This window comes from Gemmatimonadaceae bacterium, assembly GCA_036003045.1.
GTDB lineage: Bacteria > Gemmatimonadota > Gemmatimonadetes > Gemmatimonadales > Gemmatimonadaceae > JAQBQB01.
The window spans coordinates 162,815-183,607 of sequence record DASYSS010000052.1; the positions used below are offsets into that span (position 1 = coordinate 162,815).

Genomic DNA, 20,793 nt, shown 5'->3' on the forward strand with positions numbered 1-20,793 from the left:
GTCCCGGTCCACCTGTCGCCACCTGTGGAGTCAGAGATGACGCGCTCGTCCCCTCTCGTCGTGCGTGCTTCGTTGCGCACAGTGATCGGCCTCGCCGGTCTCGTTCTCGCCGCGCCGATATCGGCGCAAACGGTCACGCAGCAAGGCTGGAATCCGAAGGAGGTTCTGGCGAAGGAAACGTACGTCAAGCCGCCGGAGATCGTCGATCGAATCGTGTCGGCGCCGCGGAACAACGTGGCGTACACGAATCCGAGTCCCGACCACAAGCTTTTCTTGAAGACGGAAAGCGAGGGCCTGGCCTCGATCGACGTGTTCGGGAAGCCGCACTATCGACTCGGCGGCGTCGAGATCGACTGGAAGGCGAACCGGGCGCGCGCGCTCACGACGCGCGGCAGCATCGGCCTGACGCTGCTCGACCCGACGAACGGCTCGAGCCGTACGATCGAGACGCCAAAGGGCGCCGTCGTGAACGGTGCGACTTGGTCGCCAGACGGAAAGTCGATCGGTTACATCGCGTCGTTCGACGCAAGAACCGACATCTACGTCGCCGACGTCGCGACCGGGAAGTCGACCCTGCTCACGGCAAAGACGCCGCTACTCGCGGTGCGCGTGACGACCTTCGATTGGACGGCGGACGGCAAAAGCATCATCGCCGTGCTGCTGCCGGACGGTCGTCCCGCCGAGCCGAAGCGGCCGCCGGTTGAAACGGGACCGCTCGTTCGCACGAGTGAAGCCGGGAAGGTTCTCCAGAACCGCAACTACGCGAGCCTCCTCCGCGACCAATACGAGAAGGATCTGCTCGACTACTATACGCTCGGCCAGCTCTCCGTGATCGACGTGAAGACGAAGGCGGTCAAGAAAATCGGCGCGCCCGCGTTGATCACGAGCGTCGACGCATCGCCGGACGGGCAGTACTTCCGCGTCACGCTGCAGACCAAGCCGTACTCGTACCTCGTCCCCGTCGCGAACTTCGGAACGGTCGAGGAGATTTGGGACGGGAGCGGCAAGGAGCTCGCGCAAATCTCCAAGACGGCGCTTCGCGAAGGAACCGGCGGCGCCAACGATACGACGCCGTTCGCCGCGGGCCCGGGCTTCGGCGGCCGCGGTGGTCAAGCGGATTCCGCGAAGCGCAACATCCAGTGGAATCCGGTGGGCACCGGTCTCGTGTATCTCCAGAGCGAGGCCCCGCCAGCCGGGCAGAATGGTGCGCGCGGCGGTGGAGCGGCCGGTCGCGGCGCGGGTCGCGCCGGCGGTGGTGGAGGGGGAGCGAACCGCAAGGATCGTCTCTTCCTGTGGTCGCCGCCGTTCGGCGCGGGCGACGTGAAGCAGCTCTTCGAAGCGAACAGCCGCATGACGTCGGCCGAGTTCAGTGCTGACGGAAAAACGTTGTTCGTGAGCGAAGGCACCGATCTCTATGCCGTGCGCCTCGCCGATCCGAGCAAGCATTACGAGATCGCGAAGGGCGGCTCGATCGCGGCCGGCGGCCGCGGTGGTCGAGGCGGCGGCGGTGGTGGCGGCGGTCGCGGCGGTGCGCAGAGCGATTCGGCGTTCTTCGCCAACCCGGGCGCGTTGCAGGTGAAGCGCGGCCCGAATGGCGGCAACGTGGTGCTCGTCTCGACGGACGGGAAGAGCGTTTTTCTCGAGGGAACCCGGTACTTCGCCGACTGGGCGAAGCAGGCGCCGCACAACTTCGTCGACAAGGTCGACATCGAGACCGACCAAAAGACGCGGCTGTTCGAAGGCAAGGGCGACATCGCCGAGGACGTCGTCGCGCCGCTGGACGACGACTATTCGAAGGTCATCGTGACGAAGCAGTCGCCGACGATGGTCGCGGATTCCTACCTGCGCGACATGAAGAGCGGCTCGGAGACGAAGCTGACGAAGAACACCGACTTCGCGCCCGAGGTCTCGCAGGCGATCCGTAAACGATTGCTCGTCGAGCGTCCGCGCGACAATTACAAATTCTATATCGACGTCACGCTGCCGCGCGACTACAAGGAAGGCACGCGTCTGCCGGGCATCATCTGGTTCTACCCGACCGAGTTCTCGACGCAGGCTGAATACGATCAACGCCGCCGCACGACGAACATCAACCAGTTCGCCAACGTCGCGGCACGGAGCCCGGAGATCTGGGTCACGCAAGGCTACGTCGTGATTCAGCCGGTGGACATTCCGATCGTCGGACCGACCGGGCGCATGAACGACCACTACGTCGATGAGCTGCGTGAAGATCTCGATCTCGTGATCGACGCGGTGGACAAGGCGGGCTACCTCGATCGCGACCGACTTGGCATCGGCGGCCACAGCTACGGGGCGTTCAGCACGATGAACGCGATGACGCACACGCCGTATTTCAAGGCCGGCATCGCGGGCGACGGCATGTACAACCGCACGCTCACGCCCTACAACTTCCAGAACGAGCGGCGCACGTTCTGGGAAGCGAAAGACACGTACGAAGAGATGTCGCCGTTCTTCTACGCCGATCGTTTGAGCGGCGCGGTCTTGATGTATCACTCGCTCGAGGATCAGAACGTCGGCACGGATCCGATCTCGTCGATCCGCATGATGCAGGCGCTGCAAGGCCAGGGGAAACAGGCCGCTCTCTTCATGTATCCGTACGAGGACCACGGCCCGGCGACGCGCGAGTCGGATCTGGACCAGTGGGCTCGCTGGATCGCCTGGTTCGACGTGTACGTGAAGAACCCGCAGAAAAAGATGGACAAGCCCGCGGCGATCGTTCCCTGAAACGCCGAAGGCCACTCTACTCGACGCCCGCCGGATCTTCCGGCGGGCGTCGTGCTTTGCGTGGCCGGGGGGGCGGGGGGGGGGAGCGGCAGTCGCCACTCCCCGGCGTCACTCGTAGAGCTTGGGCGGCGTCAGATCGTCGTCGCAGATCGCCGCGATGTGTTCGGCGTCGCGCCACGCGGTTTCCAGCATCGCCAATTCGCCTTCGAGGGCGCGCCGTTCGTTCTCCTCATGCACGGCCATCTCGAGCGCGAGCCGCTCGATCGGCGACAGCTTCATCGCGCCGAGCTGGCGGTACTGATTCACGAGCGACATGATGCGACCATGGCGCCACGAATTGCGTCGTGACGCCGCCGAGAGGAAGCTCGCGGCGTCACCGGCGTGCTCGATCTCGCGGACGGCGTCCTGCACACGCGTCTGGTGCGCGCCGTATCGATTCGCGCCGGAGATGATGACTCCCGTCGCGTGAATCGCGGCCGCGTCCTTGAACTGAGTCCATCCGGTATCATGATGGACGACGAGAGACGCGCGCCCTTCCCCCGCGCCGCTCACGTCCAGCTCGACGTTGCCGACGTGCTTCGCGCGCACCGTGACGACCCGCTTGCCCTGAGCGAGCCGAGCGACGACTCGATCGTGCTGGATGTAGTCGCGCGCGGCGAGAATGCCGACCATCGGAATCACGCCCATCACAGTCGTGATGCCCGGCACCGCGACCAGCGAAATGGCGCCGAGTCCGAGCGCTGGCGCGATTGTGGGACCCAGGGCGATTCCGGCGATTGCCGCGCCCGCCACGCCCGCGCCGCCCATCACCGCCGCTCGGCGCCGTCTCGTCCCGAAATGCCGGCCGTATCGCCACGCGGCGAACTCGGGACGCAGCGGTTTGCCGATTCGAATCAGCTCGAGCCCATCGGCGAGACGGGCCATGCCGATGTTCTCGGTCGACACGCGTACGAGCGTGCCGCGGAAGAGGCGCTCGCATTCCTCGATCGCCTCCCAGCGTTCTTCGAGGGGCGAGAGGTTCCAGCGATGGCAATCCGGGCAGACCGCCCAGAGCCTTCCCTTGGTACCGTCGAACGCCAACCGTTCGCCGACCGGGAAGTGCTCGATGCGCCTATTCGCGCCGAGCGAATGGTTGCAAAAGATGCACGTCGAGTACATTGAGCGTTGAACGTGACGTGTGGAGCCCCGCCCCTGCAAGTAGCCTAACACGAATCGATCAGAGATGCTCGTATACGTCGTCGCCGCGTCGCTCGCTGCCGCTCGGTCCCCCGTTTCCGAGCTTTCCCTCGTCCTCCCCGTCCCCCTTCGCCTTCAACAGCCGGGCCGCCCATTTCGCGGTGCGACGAGCCCTCCATCCGGGGACACGACCGGATACTGGCAGCAGCGAGTGCACTACGAGGTCGTCGCCAAGCTCGACGAGGCACAGGCGCGGCTCGAGTCCGAGGCAGTGCTGACCTACACGAACAACTCGCCGGATACGCTGCGCGAGATGTTCGTCCACCAGTACCTCAACGCATTCCGGCCAGCCTCCAAGTGGAGCACGCGCGACGAGAATGAGAATCGCGTGCGCTTTCAAAATCTCGCCGAGCCGGACTTCGGCTACGAGCGGTTCACGCAAGCGCCGACCGTGGACGGCACCCCGGTCGTCGTCGACTACCCGGGAGCGCCCGACAGCACCGTCGCGCATTTTCGGCTGCCCCGGCCGTTGGCGCCGCGCGATTCCATTCGCGTTCACTTCGCCTGGAACGCCCGGCCGTCGACCGTAACGCGCCGACAAGGGCGGCGCGGGCGAACGTACGATTTCGCGCAGTGGTATCCCAAGGTCGCCGTTTACGACCGCGGCGGCTGGGAGGCGAATGCGCTCCAGCCTGCCGGCGAGCTATACGGCGAATACGGGACGTACGACGTGACAATGATCGTGCGCGACGATCAGGTTCTGGCGTCGAGCGGTGTGCCGGTCGACGGAGATCCCGGATGGACGCGGGTTTCGAAGAACGGACCGGCACGTCTCGCCGAACACGCGTATTCGGAGCTGCCGAATCGGACGCTCACCGCCGAGACGCCGGCGGGATTCAGGGCCGTGCGGTTCGTCGCGAACGACGTCCATCATTTCGCTTGGAGCGCGTCGCCGGACTACTTATACGAAGGCGGCACGTACGTTCGGCAGACGCCGGCGCACGCGCACTTTCCGACGTGGGACACGGTGTCGGTCAACGTGCTGTTCAAGCCCGGCGACGAAACGACGTGGGCGGACCGCCGCGCGCTCGACCGAACGCTGTTCGCTCTTCAGTGGCTCGAGTCGGTCTATGGGCCATATGCCTATCCGCAAATCACCAACGTGCACCGCCTCGACAAGGGCGGCACCGAGTTCCCCATGATGATCATGGACGATTCGGCGTCGCAGGGCCTCATCCTGCACGAGGCGGGTCACATCTATACATACGGCATCCTCGGCAACAACGAGTGGCGCTCGGGTTGGATGGACGAAGGGCTGACGAGCTATCAAACGGACTGGGCGCTCGAGAAGACGCCCCAGGAGCAGATCGGCCGCCCGCAGGTTCCACCGCTCATTCCGCGCGGATATCGACTTCAGGCGGCCACGATCCCGGCGAAGGACAGCGCCGGGTTGTCGTCGTTGCGTTTGGAGCTTCTCGATCGCGCGCAGCCGGTCGGCACGAACGCGGGCGACTTCTCCGAGTTCGAGATCTACAATGAAATGATCTACACGCGGGCCAAGCTGATGTACGGCCAACTGCGCGACGTGCTCGGCGACTCGACCTTCCGCGCGTTCCTGCGACGGTACTACGACGACTGGGCGCTGAAGCACGTCGACGAGCGGGCGATGCGCGCGGCGGCGGAAATTGTATCTGCGCGGGATCTGGGTTGGTTCTTCGACCAGTGGGTGCACGGCACTGGCCTCATGGACTACGCGGTGGATTCGTACGGCATAGGCCAGGACGGAACCGGTTGGAAAACGGCGGTCGGCGTCGTGCGACGCGGCGACTTGCGCCATCCGATGCCGGTCGGGGTCCGCACGTCGAGCGGTTGGACGGTGGCGCGCGTGAACCCGACGGGTGATCCGCGCCAAGTCGTCACGGTGACGACGAGCCAGCGGCCGGAGGAAGTGCGTCTCGATCCGTACCATGTCACCTGGGACTGGGACAGGCGCAACGACTCGCCCGAGGACATGCTGATCACGCTCCCCGAGCCGCGCGTCACGTTCAACTGGCCGTACCTCGACCAGGCGGATAGAGCCAAGACGCTCGTCGAGCTGGCGCCGGCCGGTTGGTACTCGAATCCGCAGGGCATCGTGCTCGGGCTGCGCGCCAAGACGAACTACATGTCGATGGTGGACATTCACGACGGCGGCTTCGCGTTCACCTCGCGCAATCCACGCGACCCGTTCACCGGAAAGACGTCGAACGTTCTCGCGCGAGCGAACGCGTGGGCGAGGCTCGAGAATCCCTACCTGCCTGGTTTCGACCGGCCGCTGATGGGGTACGGCGCCGACGTGAACTATCTGGACGGGCTGTTCAAGGCCGACGTCTACAAGAACTGGGATTTCAGTCCATTCATTTCGACGCCCGGGCCGCAGATCAAAGCAAAAACGTACGTGACCGTCGCCGTGCCAAGCGACTCGCTTCTCCTGCCTGAGCAGTGGGCACCAGCGACCGTGGTCGAGGCGGGCGGAACGGTGTCCTACCGGTCGGCGGTGACTGCGGACAGCGATTACATCACGATGCGCGGGTCGCTCGCGTCGGGGCTCGCGACCAGCGTGTTCGCGACGCGGCAGGAGCACACGCGCGACTACGTGCGCGCCGACGCATCGATAGGCGGGACCTGGTCGATCAACGGGAGCGCGTCTCAGGTACACGTGCGCGTCTACGGCGGGGTAGCGCACAACGCGCCGAAGCAGCGATCGATCTTCGCGTCGAGCGACGATCCGTTCGACACGTTCCGGAACGATCTCTTCCGCGCGCGGGGCGCGTTGTTCAAGCAGCCGGGGATCAACTACCTGCCGCTCGGCGGCGCGGCGCTCCGAGGCTTCCGGACCGACTTGGCGTTGGACGCCGTCGGCTCCGTCAACGGCGAGTTAGTCCAGCGGCTGGCGGAGGCGAAGGGGGGATGGGGGCACGGCTCGATATCGGTAGCCGTGTTCGGCGATGCGGGCCGAGGGACTTCCGCATACACCGTGCTGACCAACCAGACGCTCGCCGACGCGGGCGCCGGTCTGGTGGCACGAGGCCGTCTCTACGACCGTGACGTGTACGTGCGCCTCGACGCGCCGGTGTTCGTGAACCAGAGCGGTTTGGCGGGCGGGGCCGGGTTGGGCGGACACGGATCGATCGCGCGGCGGTGGACCGTTACGGTGGGCGACCTCTGGTAGACCCGCGTCTACCGCCCCCTTTTCCGACCATCTTTATTTCGGTCCCATGACCGGAACCGCCAGTCGCTTCGATGTCCTCGCCGACGCCCGCGCCCGATGAGCGGTCGAGCGCCGATCACGCACGTTCCCAAACCGTGGGGACACGAGACGATCTGGGCAAAGACCGACGAGTACGTCGGCAAGATTCTGCACATCAAAGCGGGTGAAGCGCTGTCGGTGCAGTATCACACAGTGAAAGACGAAACGGTCTACCTACTGTCCGGGCAGCTCAAGTATCGCATCTGGGAGGGCGACCGGCCGGTGGACGTCAATCTCGAAATCGGCGACGCGTACCGCGTCACGCCGGGGACGGTACATCAGATGGAAGCGGTCACGGACTGCGACATCTTGGAGGTTTCGACACCGCACCTCGACGACGTGGTGCGGCTGAAGGACCGCTACGGCCGAGAAGGGACGAGCGCGCCGTGAAAGTCATCATTCCGCTGGCGGGAAAGGGCACGCGGCTCCGGCCGCACACGCACATCACTCCGAAGCCGATGCTCAAGATCGCCGGCAAGCCGGTGATCGACTACGTGATGGAGGATCTGGCGAAGCTGGGCGACGTGAGCCAGGTCATCTACATCACGGGGCACTTGAAGGACAAAGTCGAGGCCTACGCGCGAGCGAAGTATTCGTTCGACGCGGTGTTCATCGAACAAAAGGTCCAGGACGGCACCGCGGGCGCCGTCGCATTGGCGCGCGAGTACGTGGACGAGCCGGTGTTCATCATCTTCGTCGACACGATCTTCGACGCGGATCTGTCGGTGGTGAAGCAGACTGACGCCGATGGCATCATCTGGGTGAAAACGGTCGAGGACTATCAGCGGTTCGGCGTGGTGGTGAGCGACGCGGCGGGCAACATGACGAGGATCGTCGAAAAGCCGTCGACGCCGGTGTCGAAGCGAGCGAACATCGGGCTGTACTACATCCGCAATTGGAAGCTCCTGTACGAAGGGATCGACTGGACGCTCCAGCAACCGAAGAACAAGGGCGAGTACTACCTGACCGACGCGTTCCAGTACATGATCGACCATGGCGCGAAGATCAAAGTGATCGACGTGGAGGGTTGGTACGACGCGGGCGAGCAAGGGACGCTGCTCGACACGAACCGAACGATGCTGGAGAAGGGACGAGCGCGGAAACCAGCGACGGCTCCTCCGGGGGTCGAGTTCATCGACCCCGTGTACATCGAGGACGGCGTCTCGCTCGTCGCGTCGACGATCGGGCCGAACGTCTCGATCGGCGCCGGAAGCCGCATCGAGCGCTCGCGGGTTCGCGATACGATCGTGGGCGAGGGCGCGTCGGTCGTCGACTCGTCGCTGGCCGGTTCGCTGATCGGCGACGCGGCCGTCGTGGACGGAGCGCAAGGGCAAGTCAACGTGAGCGACCATTCTGTGGTGAAGGTGCGCTCCTAGAGGGCGCTTCGGCACAAACGCTGTTCGACCAAACGCGGTCTTCCCCCACCCGCCATCATGATCTCCGTTCGCGCGCTGACGAAGCTTTACGGCGATTTCACAGCCGTGCGCGACGTGAGCTTCGACGTTGGTGCGGGCGAAATTCTCGGCTTGGTCGGACCGAACGGCGCCGGCAAGACGACGACGCTGCGCTGTCTCGCGGGGATCATCGCGCCGTCGAGCGGCGCGGTCGCGATCGCGGGTCACGACATCCAGAAGGATCCGATTCCGGCGAAGCGCGCGCTGGCGTTCATTCCCGACGAGCCGCACCTGTTCGACTATCTGTCGGTCGAGGAGCACCTGCGGTTCATCGCTCGGCTCTATGGTGTCGCCGACGTCGAGACGCGCATCGGACCGCTGCTCGACGAGCTCGAGCTCGGAGACAAGCGGAGATCGCTTCCGGGAGAGCTGTCGCGCGGTATGCGGCAGAAACTCGCCATCGCCTGCGGGCTGCTGCATGACCCTTCCGTGCTGATCCTCGACGAGCCGCTCACGGGTCTCGACCCCGCCGGCATGCGACGCATGCGGGCGACCGTCATTGCGCGCGCGGCGAGAGGCACGTCGGTGATCCTCAGCTCGCATTTGCTGAATCTCGTCGAGGAGCTCTGCACCAAACTGCTCGTCCTGCGGCAGGGCAGTGCCGCGGCGTACGGAACGATCGGCGAGATCATCGAAGCGCATCCGTCGCTCGCGTCGAAGTCGCTCGAGGAGGTCTTCCTCACGCTGACCGCATCAGACTCGGTGGCGGGATGAACGCGCTGTTGTATCTCAGCTGGAACAGCGCCCGAAACCGATTTCTGTCGGCGTTCCGCCGTGTGCGCAGCCCGCGCTACGCGGTCGCGCTCATCGTCGGCGCGCTGTATTTGTGGGGCTTCCTGTGGCGCCCCGCGAATCAACCGATGGCGACAGGTTTTCTCTTGAGTCAGCCGAGCGAGATGCTGATCACGCTGCTGGCGGTGCTCACGCTCGCGGGGCCCTGGGTGTTCGGGTCCGACAACCTCGCGCTCGCGTTCACGCAGGCTGAGGTGTCGATGCTGTTCCCCGCGCCGATCACGCGGCGCGGCCTCATCGGCCACAAGTTGTTTCGCGCGCAGGTGGCCGTGTTGATCAACGCGGCGATCTGGGTGTTCGTGCTGCGGCGTGGCGGCAACCTCCTACCGTCGCCGCTTCGCGCCGTCGGCGTGTGGGTTCTCTTCTCCACGCTGAACCTGCATCGCCTTGGCGCGGCGCTCGTGCAGTCCTCGATCAAGGCGCACGGACGCGTCGCGGCGAAGCGCAACTTGTGGTCGATCGCGGCCTTCGGGTTCGTCGGGGCGGCGCTCGTCACGGGGTTCGTGGTGAATCGCCGGGAGCTGCTCGACACGGATGGCATCGGCGAATTCTTCGTCGCGATGGCCAAGGTGCTCGCGCAGGCACCCGCGTCGATCGGCCTCTGGCCTTTCCATCTGGTGGTTGCTCCGACGTTCGCGCGGTCGATCAATCAGTGGTGGCACGCGATCATTCCGGCGCTCGCCGTGATGGGTCTGCACGTGTTCTGGGTGCTGCGCAGCGACGCGGCGTTCGAGGACGCCGCGCTCGAGGCATCCGAGCAACGGGCGCGGCGCATGGACGCAATCCGCTCTCGCCGGTCGATCGTGGTGCCGAAGTCGTCGCTGGCCGCCAAGACGACGCTGCGTCTCAAGGCGATCGGCCATCCGGCGATGGCGATCTTCTGGAAGAACATCCTTTGTCTGCGCCGCACCGCGCAGCTCCGCTTGCTCCTCGGCCCGGCCGGCATGGCCATCGCGTTCGGCGCCGCGCTGTCGAGCGGCGCCCGCGATTTCTCTCTCTGGGTCACGGCGACGGCGGCGACCTTCGCCGGGCTGCTCATCGTGTTCGGCGGACGGCTCGTGCGAAACGACCTCCGTCACGACATGCTGCACCTGCCGCTGCTCAAGGCGGTGCCCGTGCGCTCGAGCGACATCGTGCTCGCCGAGGTGGCGTCGTCGACGGTGCCGATCGTCGTGCTGCAGCTCGTCGTCGTGGTCATCGCGTACATCGCCAGCTTCGGAACGGAGCGGATCTGGCTGTCGCCGACGACGCGGCTCGCGATTCTCGTGGGATCGCCGTTCCTCATGCTCGCGATCAACGGCGCGCTGATCACGATTCAGAACGGAATGGCGATCCTCTTTCCCGCCTGGATTCGCTTGGGCAGCGCGGTGAGCACGGGCGTCGAGGCACTCGGGCAGAACGTGCTCGCGATGGTGGCGAACCTGTTCACGCTGCTCGTCGCGCTGCTCCCGCCCACGGTTCTCGCCGCACTCACGTTCCAACTGCTCGGCGGCACCCACGGCCAGCGCACGCTGTTCGTGCTCTGGACGCCGATGCTCGTCGCGGCGGTCATCCTCGGGCTGGAGACATACGCGTCGATCTTGTGGCTCGGCCGCGCCCTCACGCGCGCCGAGCCACTACAAACAACGTGATCGCGGTTTGCGTGACTACCCAACGCGCGCTAAGCGACGAGTCTCGCTGCGGCGGTGACGATCGTGAGGGCTCGCGCGACGCCGAGGGTGCCGCGGAGGTTGTCGAACCATTCGGCGTGCGTATGAGCGTCGCCGCCGCGCCCGCCGGCGCCAATGGCGATCGCGGGGATGCCTTGGCTGATCGGCACGTTGGCGTCGGTCGACGCGAGCGCGAGATCGGGTTGGCGGCCGATGAGCATCGTCGCGTCGATCGCCTGCTGCACGAGGTCGTCCTCGACCGGCGTCTCGCCGCACGGACGTTCGCCGATCGACTCGATGCGAACGGTGAGCGGCGAGGTGCCGAGCGTGCGACGCGCGTTCTCGTCATCGGCTGCCGCGTGAGCGGCGCGACGGACGGTGCGCTCGAGGTCGTCGAGTTGCGCGGCGGACGTGGATCGCGCGTCGATCTCGAGCCACGCCGACGACGGAATCGAGTTCACGGACAATCCGCCGCCAATTCGCCCGACCGACAGCGTTGTGCGCGGCGCGGACGGCAAGTGGATCGACGCCAAGCGCGATGCGGCGCCGGCGGCCGCGTGCACCGCGTTCGGTGCGCCGAACGCCGCCCACGAGTGGCCGCCCGGCCCGTGGAACGATACGCGAAAACGGCGCGACCCGAGCGCGCGATGAATGACGCGCTCGTCACCCGCCCCGTCGAGCGCGACAGCGGCGTGCGCGTCTGAGCCGCGCCCCGCGAAGTAGTGCTTTGCGCCGCGGAGGTCGCCGATACCTTCTTCCCCGGTGGTCGCGACGAATTCGATCGGCCGCTGCGTTCGCACGCGCGTGCCGTCGATCTCGGACGCGAGGGCGAGCATGACGGCGAGTCCGCGACCGTTGTCGTTGATGCCCGGACCGACGAGGCGCTCGCCGTCGCGACGGATCGAGAGGTCGGTGCTGCGCGGGAACACCGTGTCGAGATGCGCGCAAATCACCACGGGGGAGAGTCGCGTCGTTCCCGCGCGGCGACCGATGACGTTGCCGGCCGCGTCCGCGTGAATTTCGGACAAGCCGCAATCGTGGAAACGCCGCGTGACCCAGCCGGCTCGTTCCTGCTCTTCACCCGTCGGCGCGGCGATTTGCGCGACGGCGATTTGCGAGCGAACGATCGCGTCGTCGCGCGCGGCGAGTCGCGCGTGCGCCGGAGCGAGCGCGCGGTGCGTCGCGGCGGTGTCGGAGGCCGGGGCCTGCGGTCTCATCGTGTTGAAGCAGTAGTGCTTACGCGGGCGATGCAAGCCCCGGGCCGACCGCGCTCAACAGCAGCGGGTGCCCGGGCGGCTGTAACGCTCCACCATCCGCTGGCGAGCGAACTCGTCGTACGTCATCGGACGCGCGCCGGGGTGATGATCGCGGAGGTGCGCGACGTAACGATCGTAGTCCGGTGCGCCGATGATTCGGCGCACGATCGCCCCCGCGTTCTCCAACCGAACGCGCGCCACTCGCAGGAGTTCACGCGACGTCATGGGCCGCACCTCCGTTGCTCGAACATTTCTGCAGACATCAATCGCCGGCTGCCGGCAGTGGTTCGAATGGCGCTTCCGACGAGATGACCGGCTTGCGTCCGCGCAACACCGACATCCACTCGCGGGCGCTGTCGGCCAGGATCACGACGACCGATACCATGAAGAATAGCGTCACCACCGCGTCGAGATAGTCGTTGAAGATCATGCGGCGGGCGTCGCTGGCGGACTTGATGGCGGCCGGCAGCGCGCCGCTCGCCACCTGGCTCTCGATCAGCCGGGCGTGCGAGAGGAATCCGAGCTTCACGTCTTCCGCGAAGAGCTTTTGCCAGCCGGCCGTCATGCACACGATGGTCAGCCACGCCATCGGCAGGAGCGTGATCCAGGCGTAGCGCGCCTTGCCCATCTTCACGAAGATCGTCGTGGCGACGCAGAGCGCCACGGTCGCCAGCAACTGGTTCGAGATACCGAACAGCGGCCAGAGCGAGTTGATGCCGCCGAGCGGATCGAGCACGCCCTGATACAAGAAATGGCCCCACATCGCGACGATCACGGCGCTCGACAGAACGACCGCCGGATACCACGACACGCTGCCGAGCGGAGCCCAGATGTGTTTCGCCAGATCCTGCACCATGAACCGGCCGACTCGCGTACCGGCATCGAGCGTCGTCAGAATGAAGAGCGCTTCGAACATGAGCGCGAAGTGGTACCAGATCGCCAACGCCTCGTTGCCGCCGAGTACGTTCGCGAACAGCTGCCCCATGCCGAGCGCGAGGCTCGGCGCGCCGCCGGTGCGCGAGAGGAGCGTCTGCTCTCCGACTTGTTTGGCGAGGGCCTGCATCTGGTTCGGATCCAGGGTGAAGCCCCACGTCTGGATCTTGGTCGCCGCGGCGGCGGCGGTCGTGCCGATCACGCCCGCGGGCGCGTTCACGGCGAAGTACACGCCCGGCGTCAATGCGCACGCGGCGATGAGTGCCATGACCGCGACGAGCGATTCCATCAGCATCGCGCCGTAGCCGATCATCCGAGCGTCGGGCTCACGCTGAAGCAACTTGGGCGTCGTCCCTGAAGAGATCAGCGCATGAAAACCCGAGATCGCGCCACATGCGATCGTAATGAACGCGAACGGGAACACCTTGCCCGCGAACACCGGACCGCTGCCGTCGGTGAATTGCGTGAGCGCCGGCATGTGGAGCGGCGGGAGCGAGACGATGATCCCGATCGCCAGCGCCAGCACCACGCCGATCTTCACGAACGCCGAGAGATAATCGCGCGGTGCGAGCAGCAGCCACACGGGAAGCACCGAGGCCGTGAACGCGTAGATCATCACGACGATGGCCAGCGCCGTTCCGCTCAGCGTGAACACCGCGGCGAGCGAGGGCTGCGTCGATACCCACTGTCCGGCGAACAACGAAGCGACGATCAGCACGATGCCGATGGCGCTCGCTTCGAGGACGCGGCCCGGGCGCAGCCATCGCAGATACACACCCATGAGAAGGGCGACCGGAATCGTGAGGCCGATGGTCACGAGGCCCCACGGGCTGGACTTGAGTGCGTTCACGACGATCAGCGCGAGCACCGCGAGCAGCACGATCATGATGCCGAGCACCGCGACCAGTGCCGTCGCGCCGGCGACGGGGCCGATTTCTTCCCGGGCCATCGCGCCGAGAGACTTGCCGTTCCGCCGCACGGACGACGCGAGGATCACGAAGTCCTGCACCGCACCGCCCAACGCAACGCCGACGATGATCCAGATGACGCCGGGGAGGTAGCCGAATTGCGCCGCGAGGGTCGGACCGACCAGCGGGCCCGGACCCGAGATCGCCGCGAAGTGGCTGCCGAAGACGATCCAGCGGTTCGTCGGCACGTAGTCGCGGCCATCCTCGAGGCGAACGGCGGGCGTCGCTCGAATTGGGTCGAGCGCGAAGACCTTGGCCGCGATCAGTTTGCTGTAGAAGCGATACGCGACGGCGTAGCTGCACAGAGCCGCGGTGAGCAGCCAGGCAGCGTTGATCGTTTCGCCGCGTCCGAGCGCGATCCTGGCGAAAGCCAGGGTGCCGAGAGCCGAAACGAGAACCCAGATCCCGAAGCGAAGCGCCTTCGGCATGTGTCGAGTGCTCCTGAGTTTGAGGGACGACCGGAGCCAAATTGCGCTGCGAAAGAAGGGACAACAAGGGTTGAGCCGTTTAAGTTCCCCGGCATGTCGTCCCAGCGGGTTCGCCCCCCCCAAACCGCCGTGTTTCTTTCTGCCGCGCTCTGTCTTGCGGCATGCAAGTCTTCATCACCGACGCCCGCGCAACCCCCGGAGCACGCCCTTTCGGGGCTCGCCGCCCAGCACGTGGTGATTCTTCCCACCTACATGGTACGCGTCGCCCCCGGACTCGGTTGGACTCTGCCTCGGCAGACCGAGGTCGCGAAGACGCAAGACAGCGATATCGCGGCCGCGCTCCGCGATCGCGGAATTCGAACCTGGATCTTTCCGAGTGGCTTGGACAGCGCCTTCCGCCGCAATCCCACCTATGCCACCGACCCGCACACGCTCGCCGAGGAGCCTCTGCGATCTCCGTCGTTAGGCGGCGACCAGCGGCTTCCGGAACCGCTCGCGTCGCAGATTCGCACGCTCGTCGCGCTGCATGACGACGTGCGGCTCGTGCTCGCGCCGGTAGAGTTGCGCGTGGAGTCGGTGGCCGCCGGGGGAGGGCGCGGCGTGCTCAGACTCGTGCTGCTGGACGCGCGGGCGTCCTCGGTGCGGTGGATCGGCGAAGTCGCGAGCGATCCGGCGCCGGCGTTTGGTCCCTCGATCACCGCAAGCATCGCCACCAAGCTCAGCGCGGTTGTCGCGCCGTGACCCGGCATGTCACGCTCATTCCCGGCGACGGGATCGGTCCGTCCATCAGCGGCGCCACCGTGAAGATCCTCGCCGCGGCAGGCGCCGAGATCGAGTGGGACGCGCAGGTGGCCGGGATGGCCGGTGTCGCGCTGTACGGCGACCCGATTCCCGACGCGACGCTCGATTCGATCAAGCGCACGAAGCTCGCGCTCAAAGGACCGCTCGAGACCCCCGTCGGCGAAGGGTTTCGGTCGATCAACGTCGCGCTGCGCAAGACATTCGATCTGTACGCGAACGTGCGCCCCGCGCACAGCATCGCTCCCGGTGGCCGGTACGGCAACCTGGATCTGGTGCTCATCCGCGAGAACACCGAGGGTCTCTACGTCGGCGTCGAGCACTACATCAAGGTCGGCGACGACCCGCGCGCGGCGGCGGAGTCCGTCGCGATCATCACGCGCGCCGGCTCCGAGCGCATCGTTCGCTACGCGTTCGAGTACGCGGTGCGCTATGGACGCAAGAAGGTCACACTCGTCCACAAGGCGAACATCCTCAAGTTCTCGCAAGGGCTGTTTCTCGACACCGGCCGCATGGTCGCGCGCGACTACGCGGGCAAGATCGAATTCGACGAGCGCATCGTGGACGCGATGGCGATGAACCTCGTGCTGCATCCGGAGCGGTTCGACGTGATCTGCACGACGAACCTCTTCGGCGACATTCTGTCGGACGAGATTTCCGGGCTCGTCGGCGGGCTCGGCCTCACACCCGGTGCCAATATCGGCGCCAACGGTGCGATCTTCGAAGCGGTGCATGGAACGGCGCCCGACATCGCGGGCAAGGGAATCGCGAATCCGTCGGCGCTCATCCTCGCCGCGTGCATGCTGCTCGAGCACACCGGCGACGACGCACGGGCGGCGCGCATCCGCGCGGCGCTCGAAGGCACGATCCGAGAGGGAAAGACGGTGACGCGCGACCTCGGCGGCAGCGCGTCCACCGACCAGTTCACCGAGGCCGTGATCGCCAAGCTGTGAGCACGCTGACCGTCCTCCACTGCTCCGACCTGCACTTCGGCCATCCGGCGGTGCCGGAGCAATACGAGGCAATCGAAAGCCTCATCCAGGAGCGGCACTACGACGTCGTCGCGATCTCGGGCGACGTGTCGCAGCGCGCGCGGGCCGGAGAGTTCCAGCGCGCCCGTGAATTCATTCGGCAGGCGCAGCGCGTCAGCCGAACGATCGTCGTCCCCGGCAATCACGACGTGGCGTGGTGGTTCGCTCCGCTCGGCCTCGGCGACTCGAGCCAGCTTTATCTGAAGTACCGCATGTACATCGAGGGCAACCTGGAACCGGTGCTTCACGTGCCGGGTGCGACCTTCGTCGGGCTCAACACGTCGCACGGCATCACGCTCGACACGCTCACGTGGAACATGCGCGATCTCTCGATCATCGGGCACCTCCACAGGTCGCAGGTCGAGCACGCGCGCGCCGAGTTCGAGCAGTCGGCCGCGGGCGACGCGCGCATCGTCGTCATGCACCACAACCCGGTGAAGGGGCAGCTGTCGCAGCGCTACGGACTCAAGAACACGCAGCGTTTGCTCAGCGCGTTCTCGGAAATGCGCGTCAACCTCGTGCTCTGCGGGCACGACCATCAGGAAGCCGTGCACTACGTCGAGCACCCTGAGCGCGGCATGGTCATCTCCATTTCGGGCACGATCAGCGACCGGTCGCGCGGCGGCCGGCCCTCGTCGGTCAACAGCATCCGCATCACCGACGGCGAGATCGAGGTGTCGACGCTCGTCTGGTCGAGCGACACGCGCGCGTTCTCGCCGGGACCCGATCAATGCTTCACGCGCTGAAGTCACTGCTCGCGCGAGGCCGCCGCGACCCCGCCCAGCTCACGCTCGAGCTGGACGCGGGGCAGCTTCGCACGGCCGACGACCTGTTGGCGCGACTTCGGTCGCTCGGACTCAAGCGCATCGCTCGGTGTCGGCTGACCCGGAACGCGAACGTCATGGTCAGCTGGCGTGGCGACGAGCTCCGCGTGCACGAGGGCTACTTGACCGCCCCCGCCGACATCCACGAAGCGATCGTCGTTTTCGTCGAAAGCCGGTCGCGCGCCGAGCGACGATCTGCGACCAAGCGGATCGTGAGCTTCGCCGGCACGACGTGGCGGCACAGCGGGCGACGGGAGCGAACGCGGCCCGAGGATGAACCGCTCGCGCGGAAGCTCGAGGACTGGCATGCCCGGCTCAACGAGGAGTATTTCGGCGGGGCGCTGCGGTCGCTGCCGGTTCGTGTGTCGCGGCGGATGAAGAGCCGGTTGGGACACTATACCGGTGGACAAGTGGACCGGGGGCCCGGTGGACCGGAACGTCAGACGGCGAAGCCGCTGGGGGAGATCGCGATCAGTTGGCGGCATGTGAGGCGGCATCGGTGGGAAGAGGTGGTTCACACGCTCATCCACGAGATGGTGCACCAGTGGCAGGACGAAAACGGCCTGCCGATCGACCACGGACCGCGGTTCCGGGCCAAAGCGCGCGACGTCGGCATCGACGCGGCAGCGAAGCGGGCCGTAGCGCACCGATCGTCGTAAATTCCAGAGATGCTCGATTTCTTCAACATCGATTCGCTCCTCTCCGAGGAGGAGCGCGCAGTGCGGGCCAGCGTCCGCGCTTTCGTCGACGAACACGTGCTGCCCGTCATCGGAAAGTGCTACGTCGAGGGGCGCTTTCCGCGCGAGATCGTGCCGAAGATGGCCGAGTTGGGCGTGTACGGCGCGAACCTTCCGGAGGAATACGGGTGCGCGGGGCTGAACAACGTCGCGTATGGGCTCATCATGCAGGAGCTCGAGCGCGGCGACTCCGGCGTGCGATCGTTCGCTTCGGTGCAGGGCGCCCTCGCGATGTATCCGATTTACGCCTTCGGCAGCGAGGAACAACGAAAAAAGTATCTGCCGAAGATGGCGGCCGGCGAGATCATCGGTTGCTTCGGGCTCACGGAGCCGGACTACGGATCGAATCCGTCCGGCATGATCACGATGGCGCGTGAGCAGAAGGACGGCACGTGGCTGCTGAACGGCGCCAAAATGTGGATCACGAACGGGTCGACGGCGCAGATCGCCGTCGTGTGGGCGAAGACGAACGGCGACACGAGTGATTCGTCGATTCGCGGTTTCGTCGTTCCGACGAATAGCAACGGATTCAAGGCGAAAGATCAGAAAGGAAAACTTTCGTTGCGCGCCAGTGACACGAGCGAGCTCGTTTTTCAGGACGTCTGTCTCCCGGCGGACGCGCTCCTGCCCAAGTCGGGCGGGCTCAAGAGCCCGCTCATGTGTCTCACACAGGCGCGATACGGGATCTCGTGGGGCGCCATCGGCGCCGCGATGGCCTGCTTCGAGGAGGCGCTTTCGTATTCGAAGACCCGCATCATGTTCGACCGGCCGATCGGCGGCTTCCAGATTCAACAGGAGCGGCTGGCCGACATGCTGACGGAGATCGTGAAGGCCCAACTCGTGTCGCTGCACCTCGGCCGGCTGAAGGACGCGGGCACGTTCACGCCGCAGCAGGTGTCGCTCGCCAAGCGAAACAACGTGTCGATGGCGACCGACGTCGCGCGCGAGGCGCGCCGGCTGCTCGGCGCGAACGGAATTCTCGCCGAGTACTCGGCGATGCGGCACATGGAGAATCTGGAGAGCGTGTACACGTACGAGGGCACGCACGACGTGCACTCGTTGGTGCTCGGCCAGGCAGTGACCGGACTCAACGCCTTCAAATGAAAATCGCCGTCTGCATCAAGAGAACACCGGATTCAGAGTCGCGGTTCAGGATCGGATCGTCGGGAACGGCGATCGACGAGACCGGACTCAAATTCGATATCGACGACTTCGCGAGCTACGCCGTCGAAGTCGCGCTGCAGCTGAACGAAAAGCAGGGACCGGGCGAGACGGTCGTTTACGCGATCGGACCCGATTCCGTGCAAGAGACGCTGCGCAAGGCGATGAGCATGGGCGCCGACCGCGCGGTTCAACTGAAGACGGACGCCGTTCCATACGACGGCCTCGCCGTCGCGAAGGCGCTCGCGGCCGAACTGAAGGGCGGCGGCTTCGATCTCATTTTGTTCGGCAAGCACGCGTTCGACACGTCCGGCGGGATCGTCGGCACGGCGACCGCGCAGCTGCTCGGCCTCGCGTGCGTGACGGCGGCGTCGAAGCTCGACATCGCCAACGGTCGCGGCACCGCGCGCCGAGAGCTGGAGGGCGCCGGCGAGATCGTCGAGTTCGCGCTGCCGGCGGCGATCACGATCGACGAGGGCATCGCGCGTCCGCGGTACCCGTCGCTCAAGAACATCATGGCGGCGAAGAAGAAGCCGCTCGAGACGAAACCGGCCCAGCTGGGACCGGCGCGCGTTCGCGTGAAGTCGCTGGAGCTCCCGCCCGATCGTCCGCCGGGTCGCATCATTGGCGAAGGAGTCGCCGCCGTGCCGGAGCTCGTGCGCCTTCTCCACACTGAAGCGAAGGTGCTCTGACCCATGGCGAACATTCTCGTATTCGCCGAAAGCCGCGGCACGACGCTGCGCAAAGTCGCGCTCGAAGCGACGACCGTTGCTCGCGCGCTCGCCGATTCGACCGGCGGCGGCGAAGTGCACGCGTTGCTCATCGGTCCGGCCGGTGTCGGCGCGTTGGCCGAGCAACTGGGAAAATTCGGCGCGGATCTCGTGCTGACGGCGGAGGACGCGCGTCTGGCGGAAGTGGACTGCGAGGTCGCGGCGGCGACGCTGGCGGCGCGCGCGAAGGCGTCGAGCTATCGCGCGGTCGTGCTTGGATTCTCCGCGCAGGGGCGCGACATCGGTCCACGGGCCGCGGCGCTGCTCGACGCACCGATCGCGAGCGACGTGACGAGCGTCAGCGCGGCCGGCGACACGCTGGTCGTGAAGCATCCGATCTACGCCAACAAAGTGATCGCGACGCTCGAGGTCACGGGGCCGCTCGCCGTCGTCTCCGTACGGCCCAGCGCGGTCACCGCCGCGGAAGTGCCGCGCACCGCTCGCTCCGAATCGATCGCGCTCGGCGCCGATCCGGGCGCGTCGAAGCTCAAGGTCAAGGAGATCGCCGAAGGCGCGACGGGCAAGATCGACCTCGGCGACGCGCCGGTGATCATCTCGGGCGGTCGCGGCCTCAAGTCCGCGGAGAACTTCAAGCTCGTCGAGGATCTCGCGGCGGCGTTCGGCAACGCGGCGGTCGGTGCGACGCGCGCGGTGACCGACGACGGCTGGCGCCCGCACAGCGACCAGATCGGCCAGACGGGCCGCGTCGTCAGCCCCAACCTCTACGTCGCGGTGGGGATCTCGGGGGCCATCCAGCACCTCGCCGGGATGCGCACGTCGAA

Annotated in this window: 17 protein-coding genes; 13 read left to right on the top strand and 4 right to left on the bottom strand. The window is 66.2% G+C overall.

Annotated features, from left to right (window positions below; translation table 11 throughout):
* Positions 1-36 precede the first annotated feature (36 nt).
* Complete coding sequence (locus VGQ44_14270; protein ID HEV8447993.1) at positions 37-2,745, top strand: prolyl oligopeptidase family serine peptidase; 2,709 nt, start codon at positions 37-39, stop codon at positions 2,743-2,745.
* A gap of 108 nt (positions 2,746-2,853) precedes the next feature.
* Here VGQ44_14270 and VGQ44_14275 read toward each other — a convergent pair whose 3' ends face one another.
* Positions 2,854-3,903, bottom strand: coding sequence for a hypothetical protein (locus VGQ44_14275; protein HEV8447994.1), 1,050 nt, complete (start codon positions 3,901-3,903; stop codon positions 2,854-2,856).
* A gap of 64 nt (positions 3,904-3,967) precedes the next feature.
* On the opposite strand from VGQ44_14275, the gene VGQ44_14280 reads away from it, so the two are divergent.
* From VGQ44_14280 to VGQ44_14300, 5 genes are all read left to right on the top strand, one after another.
* Positions 3,968-7,132 (top strand): M1 family metallopeptidase, encoded by a 3,165-nt coding sequence (locus VGQ44_14280; protein HEV8447995.1) that lies wholly within the window; start codon positions 3,968-3,970, stop codon positions 7,130-7,132.
* A gap of 96 nt (positions 7,133-7,228) precedes the next feature.
* Complete coding sequence (locus VGQ44_14285; GenBank protein HEV8447996.1) at positions 7,229-7,600, top strand: cupin domain-containing protein; 372 nt, start codon at positions 7,229-7,231, stop codon at positions 7,598-7,600.
* On the top strand, positions 7,597-8,586 hold the full coding sequence (locus VGQ44_14290) for a sugar phosphate nucleotidyltransferase (protein HEV8447997.1): 990 nt from the start codon (positions 7,597-7,599) through the stop codon (positions 8,584-8,586). Before VGQ44_14285 ends, VGQ44_14290 begins: the two co-directional genes overlap by 4 nt.
* Positions 8,587-8,643: 57 nt before the next feature.
* Complete coding sequence (locus tag VGQ44_14295; GenBank protein ID HEV8447998.1) at positions 8,644-9,378, top strand: ABC transporter ATP-binding protein; 735 nt, start codon at positions 8,644-8,646, stop codon at positions 9,376-9,378.
* A complete protein-coding gene (locus tag VGQ44_14300) occupies positions 9,375-11,087 on the top strand; it encodes a putative ABC exporter domain-containing protein (protein ID HEV8447999.1) in 1,713 nt (570 codons plus the stop codon). Before VGQ44_14295 ends, VGQ44_14300 begins: the two co-directional genes overlap by 4 nt.
* 29 nt (positions 11,088-11,116) lie before the next feature.
* Here the strand turns inward: VGQ44_14300 and VGQ44_14305 are convergent, their stop codons facing one another.
* From VGQ44_14305 to VGQ44_14315, 3 genes are read right to left on the bottom strand one after another with little or no spacing between them, the layout of a single operon-like run.
* Complete coding sequence (locus tag VGQ44_14305) at positions 11,117-12,322, bottom strand: M20/M25/M40 family metallo-hydrolase (protein HEV8448000.1); 1,206 nt, start codon at positions 12,320-12,322, stop codon at positions 11,117-11,119.
* A 54-nt stretch (positions 12,323-12,376) separates the two neighbouring features.
* Positions 12,377-12,586, bottom strand: coding sequence for a YbdD/YjiX family protein (locus VGQ44_14310; GenBank protein HEV8448001.1), 210 nt, complete (start codon positions 12,584-12,586; stop codon positions 12,377-12,379).
* Positions 12,587-12,623: 37 nt separating this feature from the next.
* Positions 12,624-14,690, bottom strand: a complete 2,067-nt coding sequence (locus tag VGQ44_14315) for a carbon starvation CstA family protein (GenBank protein ID HEV8448002.1) — start codon at positions 14,688-14,690, stop codon at positions 12,624-12,626.
* Between the two features lie 234 nt (positions 14,691-14,924).
* On the opposite strand from VGQ44_14315, the gene VGQ44_14320 reads away from it, so the two are divergent.
* The 7 genes from VGQ44_14320 to VGQ44_14350 all read left to right on the top strand — a co-directional run.
* Positions 14,925-15,431, top strand: a complete 507-nt coding sequence (locus tag VGQ44_14320) for a hypothetical protein (GenBank protein ID HEV8448003.1) — start codon at positions 14,925-14,927, stop codon at positions 15,429-15,431.
* A complete protein-coding gene (locus VGQ44_14325; protein HEV8448004.1) occupies positions 15,428-16,441 on the top strand; it encodes an isocitrate/isopropylmalate family dehydrogenase in 1,014 nt (337 codons plus the stop codon). The genes VGQ44_14320 and VGQ44_14325 overlap by 4 nt, the downstream gene beginning before the upstream one ends.
* A complete protein-coding gene (locus VGQ44_14330; protein HEV8448005.1) occupies positions 16,438-17,265 on the top strand; it encodes a metallophosphoesterase in 828 nt (275 codons plus the stop codon). Before VGQ44_14325 ends, VGQ44_14330 begins: the two co-directional genes overlap by 4 nt.
* Positions 17,250-18,002, top strand: a complete 753-nt coding sequence (locus VGQ44_14335; GenBank protein ID HEV8448006.1) for a SprT-like domain-containing protein — start codon at positions 17,250-17,252, stop codon at positions 18,000-18,002. The genes VGQ44_14330 and VGQ44_14335 overlap by 16 nt, the downstream gene beginning before the upstream one ends.
* A 9-nt stretch (positions 18,003-18,011) precedes the next feature.
* The gene (locus VGQ44_14340) at positions 18,012-19,184 is read left to right on the top strand and encodes an acyl-CoA dehydrogenase family protein (protein ID HEV8448007.1); all 1,173 of its coding nucleotides are present in this window, start codon (positions 18,012-18,014) and stop codon (positions 19,182-19,184) included.
* Positions 19,181-19,933, top strand: coding sequence for an electron transfer flavoprotein subunit beta/FixA family protein (locus VGQ44_14345; protein HEV8448008.1), 753 nt, complete (start codon positions 19,181-19,183; stop codon positions 19,931-19,933). The genes VGQ44_14340 and VGQ44_14345 overlap by 4 nt, the downstream gene beginning before the upstream one ends.
* A 3-nt stretch (positions 19,934-19,936) precedes the next feature.
* Positions 19,937-20,793, top strand: an 857-nt coding sequence (locus tag VGQ44_14350; GenBank protein ID HEV8448009.1) for an electron transfer flavoprotein subunit alpha/FixB family protein, incomplete at its 3' end; no start/stop codon positions are given.

Bases quoted from the DNA above. Each gene is read 5' to 3' on its own strand.
- VGQ44_14335 (HEV8448006.1), top strand. From the start codon at position 17,250: ATGCTTCACGCGCTGAAGTCACTGCTCGCGCGAGGCCGCCGCGACCCC.
- VGQ44_14340 (HEV8448007.1), top strand. From the start codon at position 18,012: ATGCTCGATTTCTTCAACATCGATTCGCTCCTCTCCGAGGAGGAGCGC.
- VGQ44_14345 (HEV8448008.1), top strand. From the start codon at position 19,181: ATGAAAATCGCCGTCTGCATCAAGAGAACACCGGATTCAGAGTCGCGG.
- VGQ44_14295 (HEV8447998.1), top strand. From the start codon at position 8,644: ATGATCTCCGTTCGCGCGCTGACGAAGCTTTACGGCGATTTCACAGCC.
- VGQ44_14305 (HEV8448000.1), bottom strand. From the start codon at position 12,322: ATGAGACCGCAGGCCCCGGCCTCCGACACCGCCGCGACGCACCGCGCG.
- VGQ44_14275 (HEV8447994.1), bottom strand. From the start codon at position 3,903: ATGTACTCGACGTGCATCTTTTGCAACCATTCGCTCGGCGCGAATAGG.
- VGQ44_14285 (HEV8447996.1), top strand. From the start codon at position 7,229: ATGAGCGGTCGAGCGCCGATCACGCACGTTCCCAAACCGTGGGGACAC.
- VGQ44_14280 (HEV8447995.1), top strand. From the start codon at position 3,968: ATGCTCGTATACGTCGTCGCCGCGTCGCTCGCTGCCGCTCGGTCCCCC.
- VGQ44_14300 (HEV8447999.1), top strand. From the start codon at position 9,375: ATGAACGCGCTGTTGTATCTCAGCTGGAACAGCGCCCGAAACCGATTT.
- VGQ44_14310 (HEV8448001.1), bottom strand. From the start codon at position 12,586: ATGACGTCGCGTGAACTCCTGCGAGTGGCGCGCGTTCGGTTGGAGAAC.
- VGQ44_14270 (HEV8447993.1), top strand. From the start codon at position 37: ATGACGCGCTCGTCCCCTCTCGTCGTGCGTGCTTCGTTGCGCACAGTG.
- VGQ44_14315 (HEV8448002.1), bottom strand. From the start codon at position 14,690: ATGCCGAAGGCGCTTCGCTTCGGGATCTGGGTTCTCGTTTCGGCTCTC.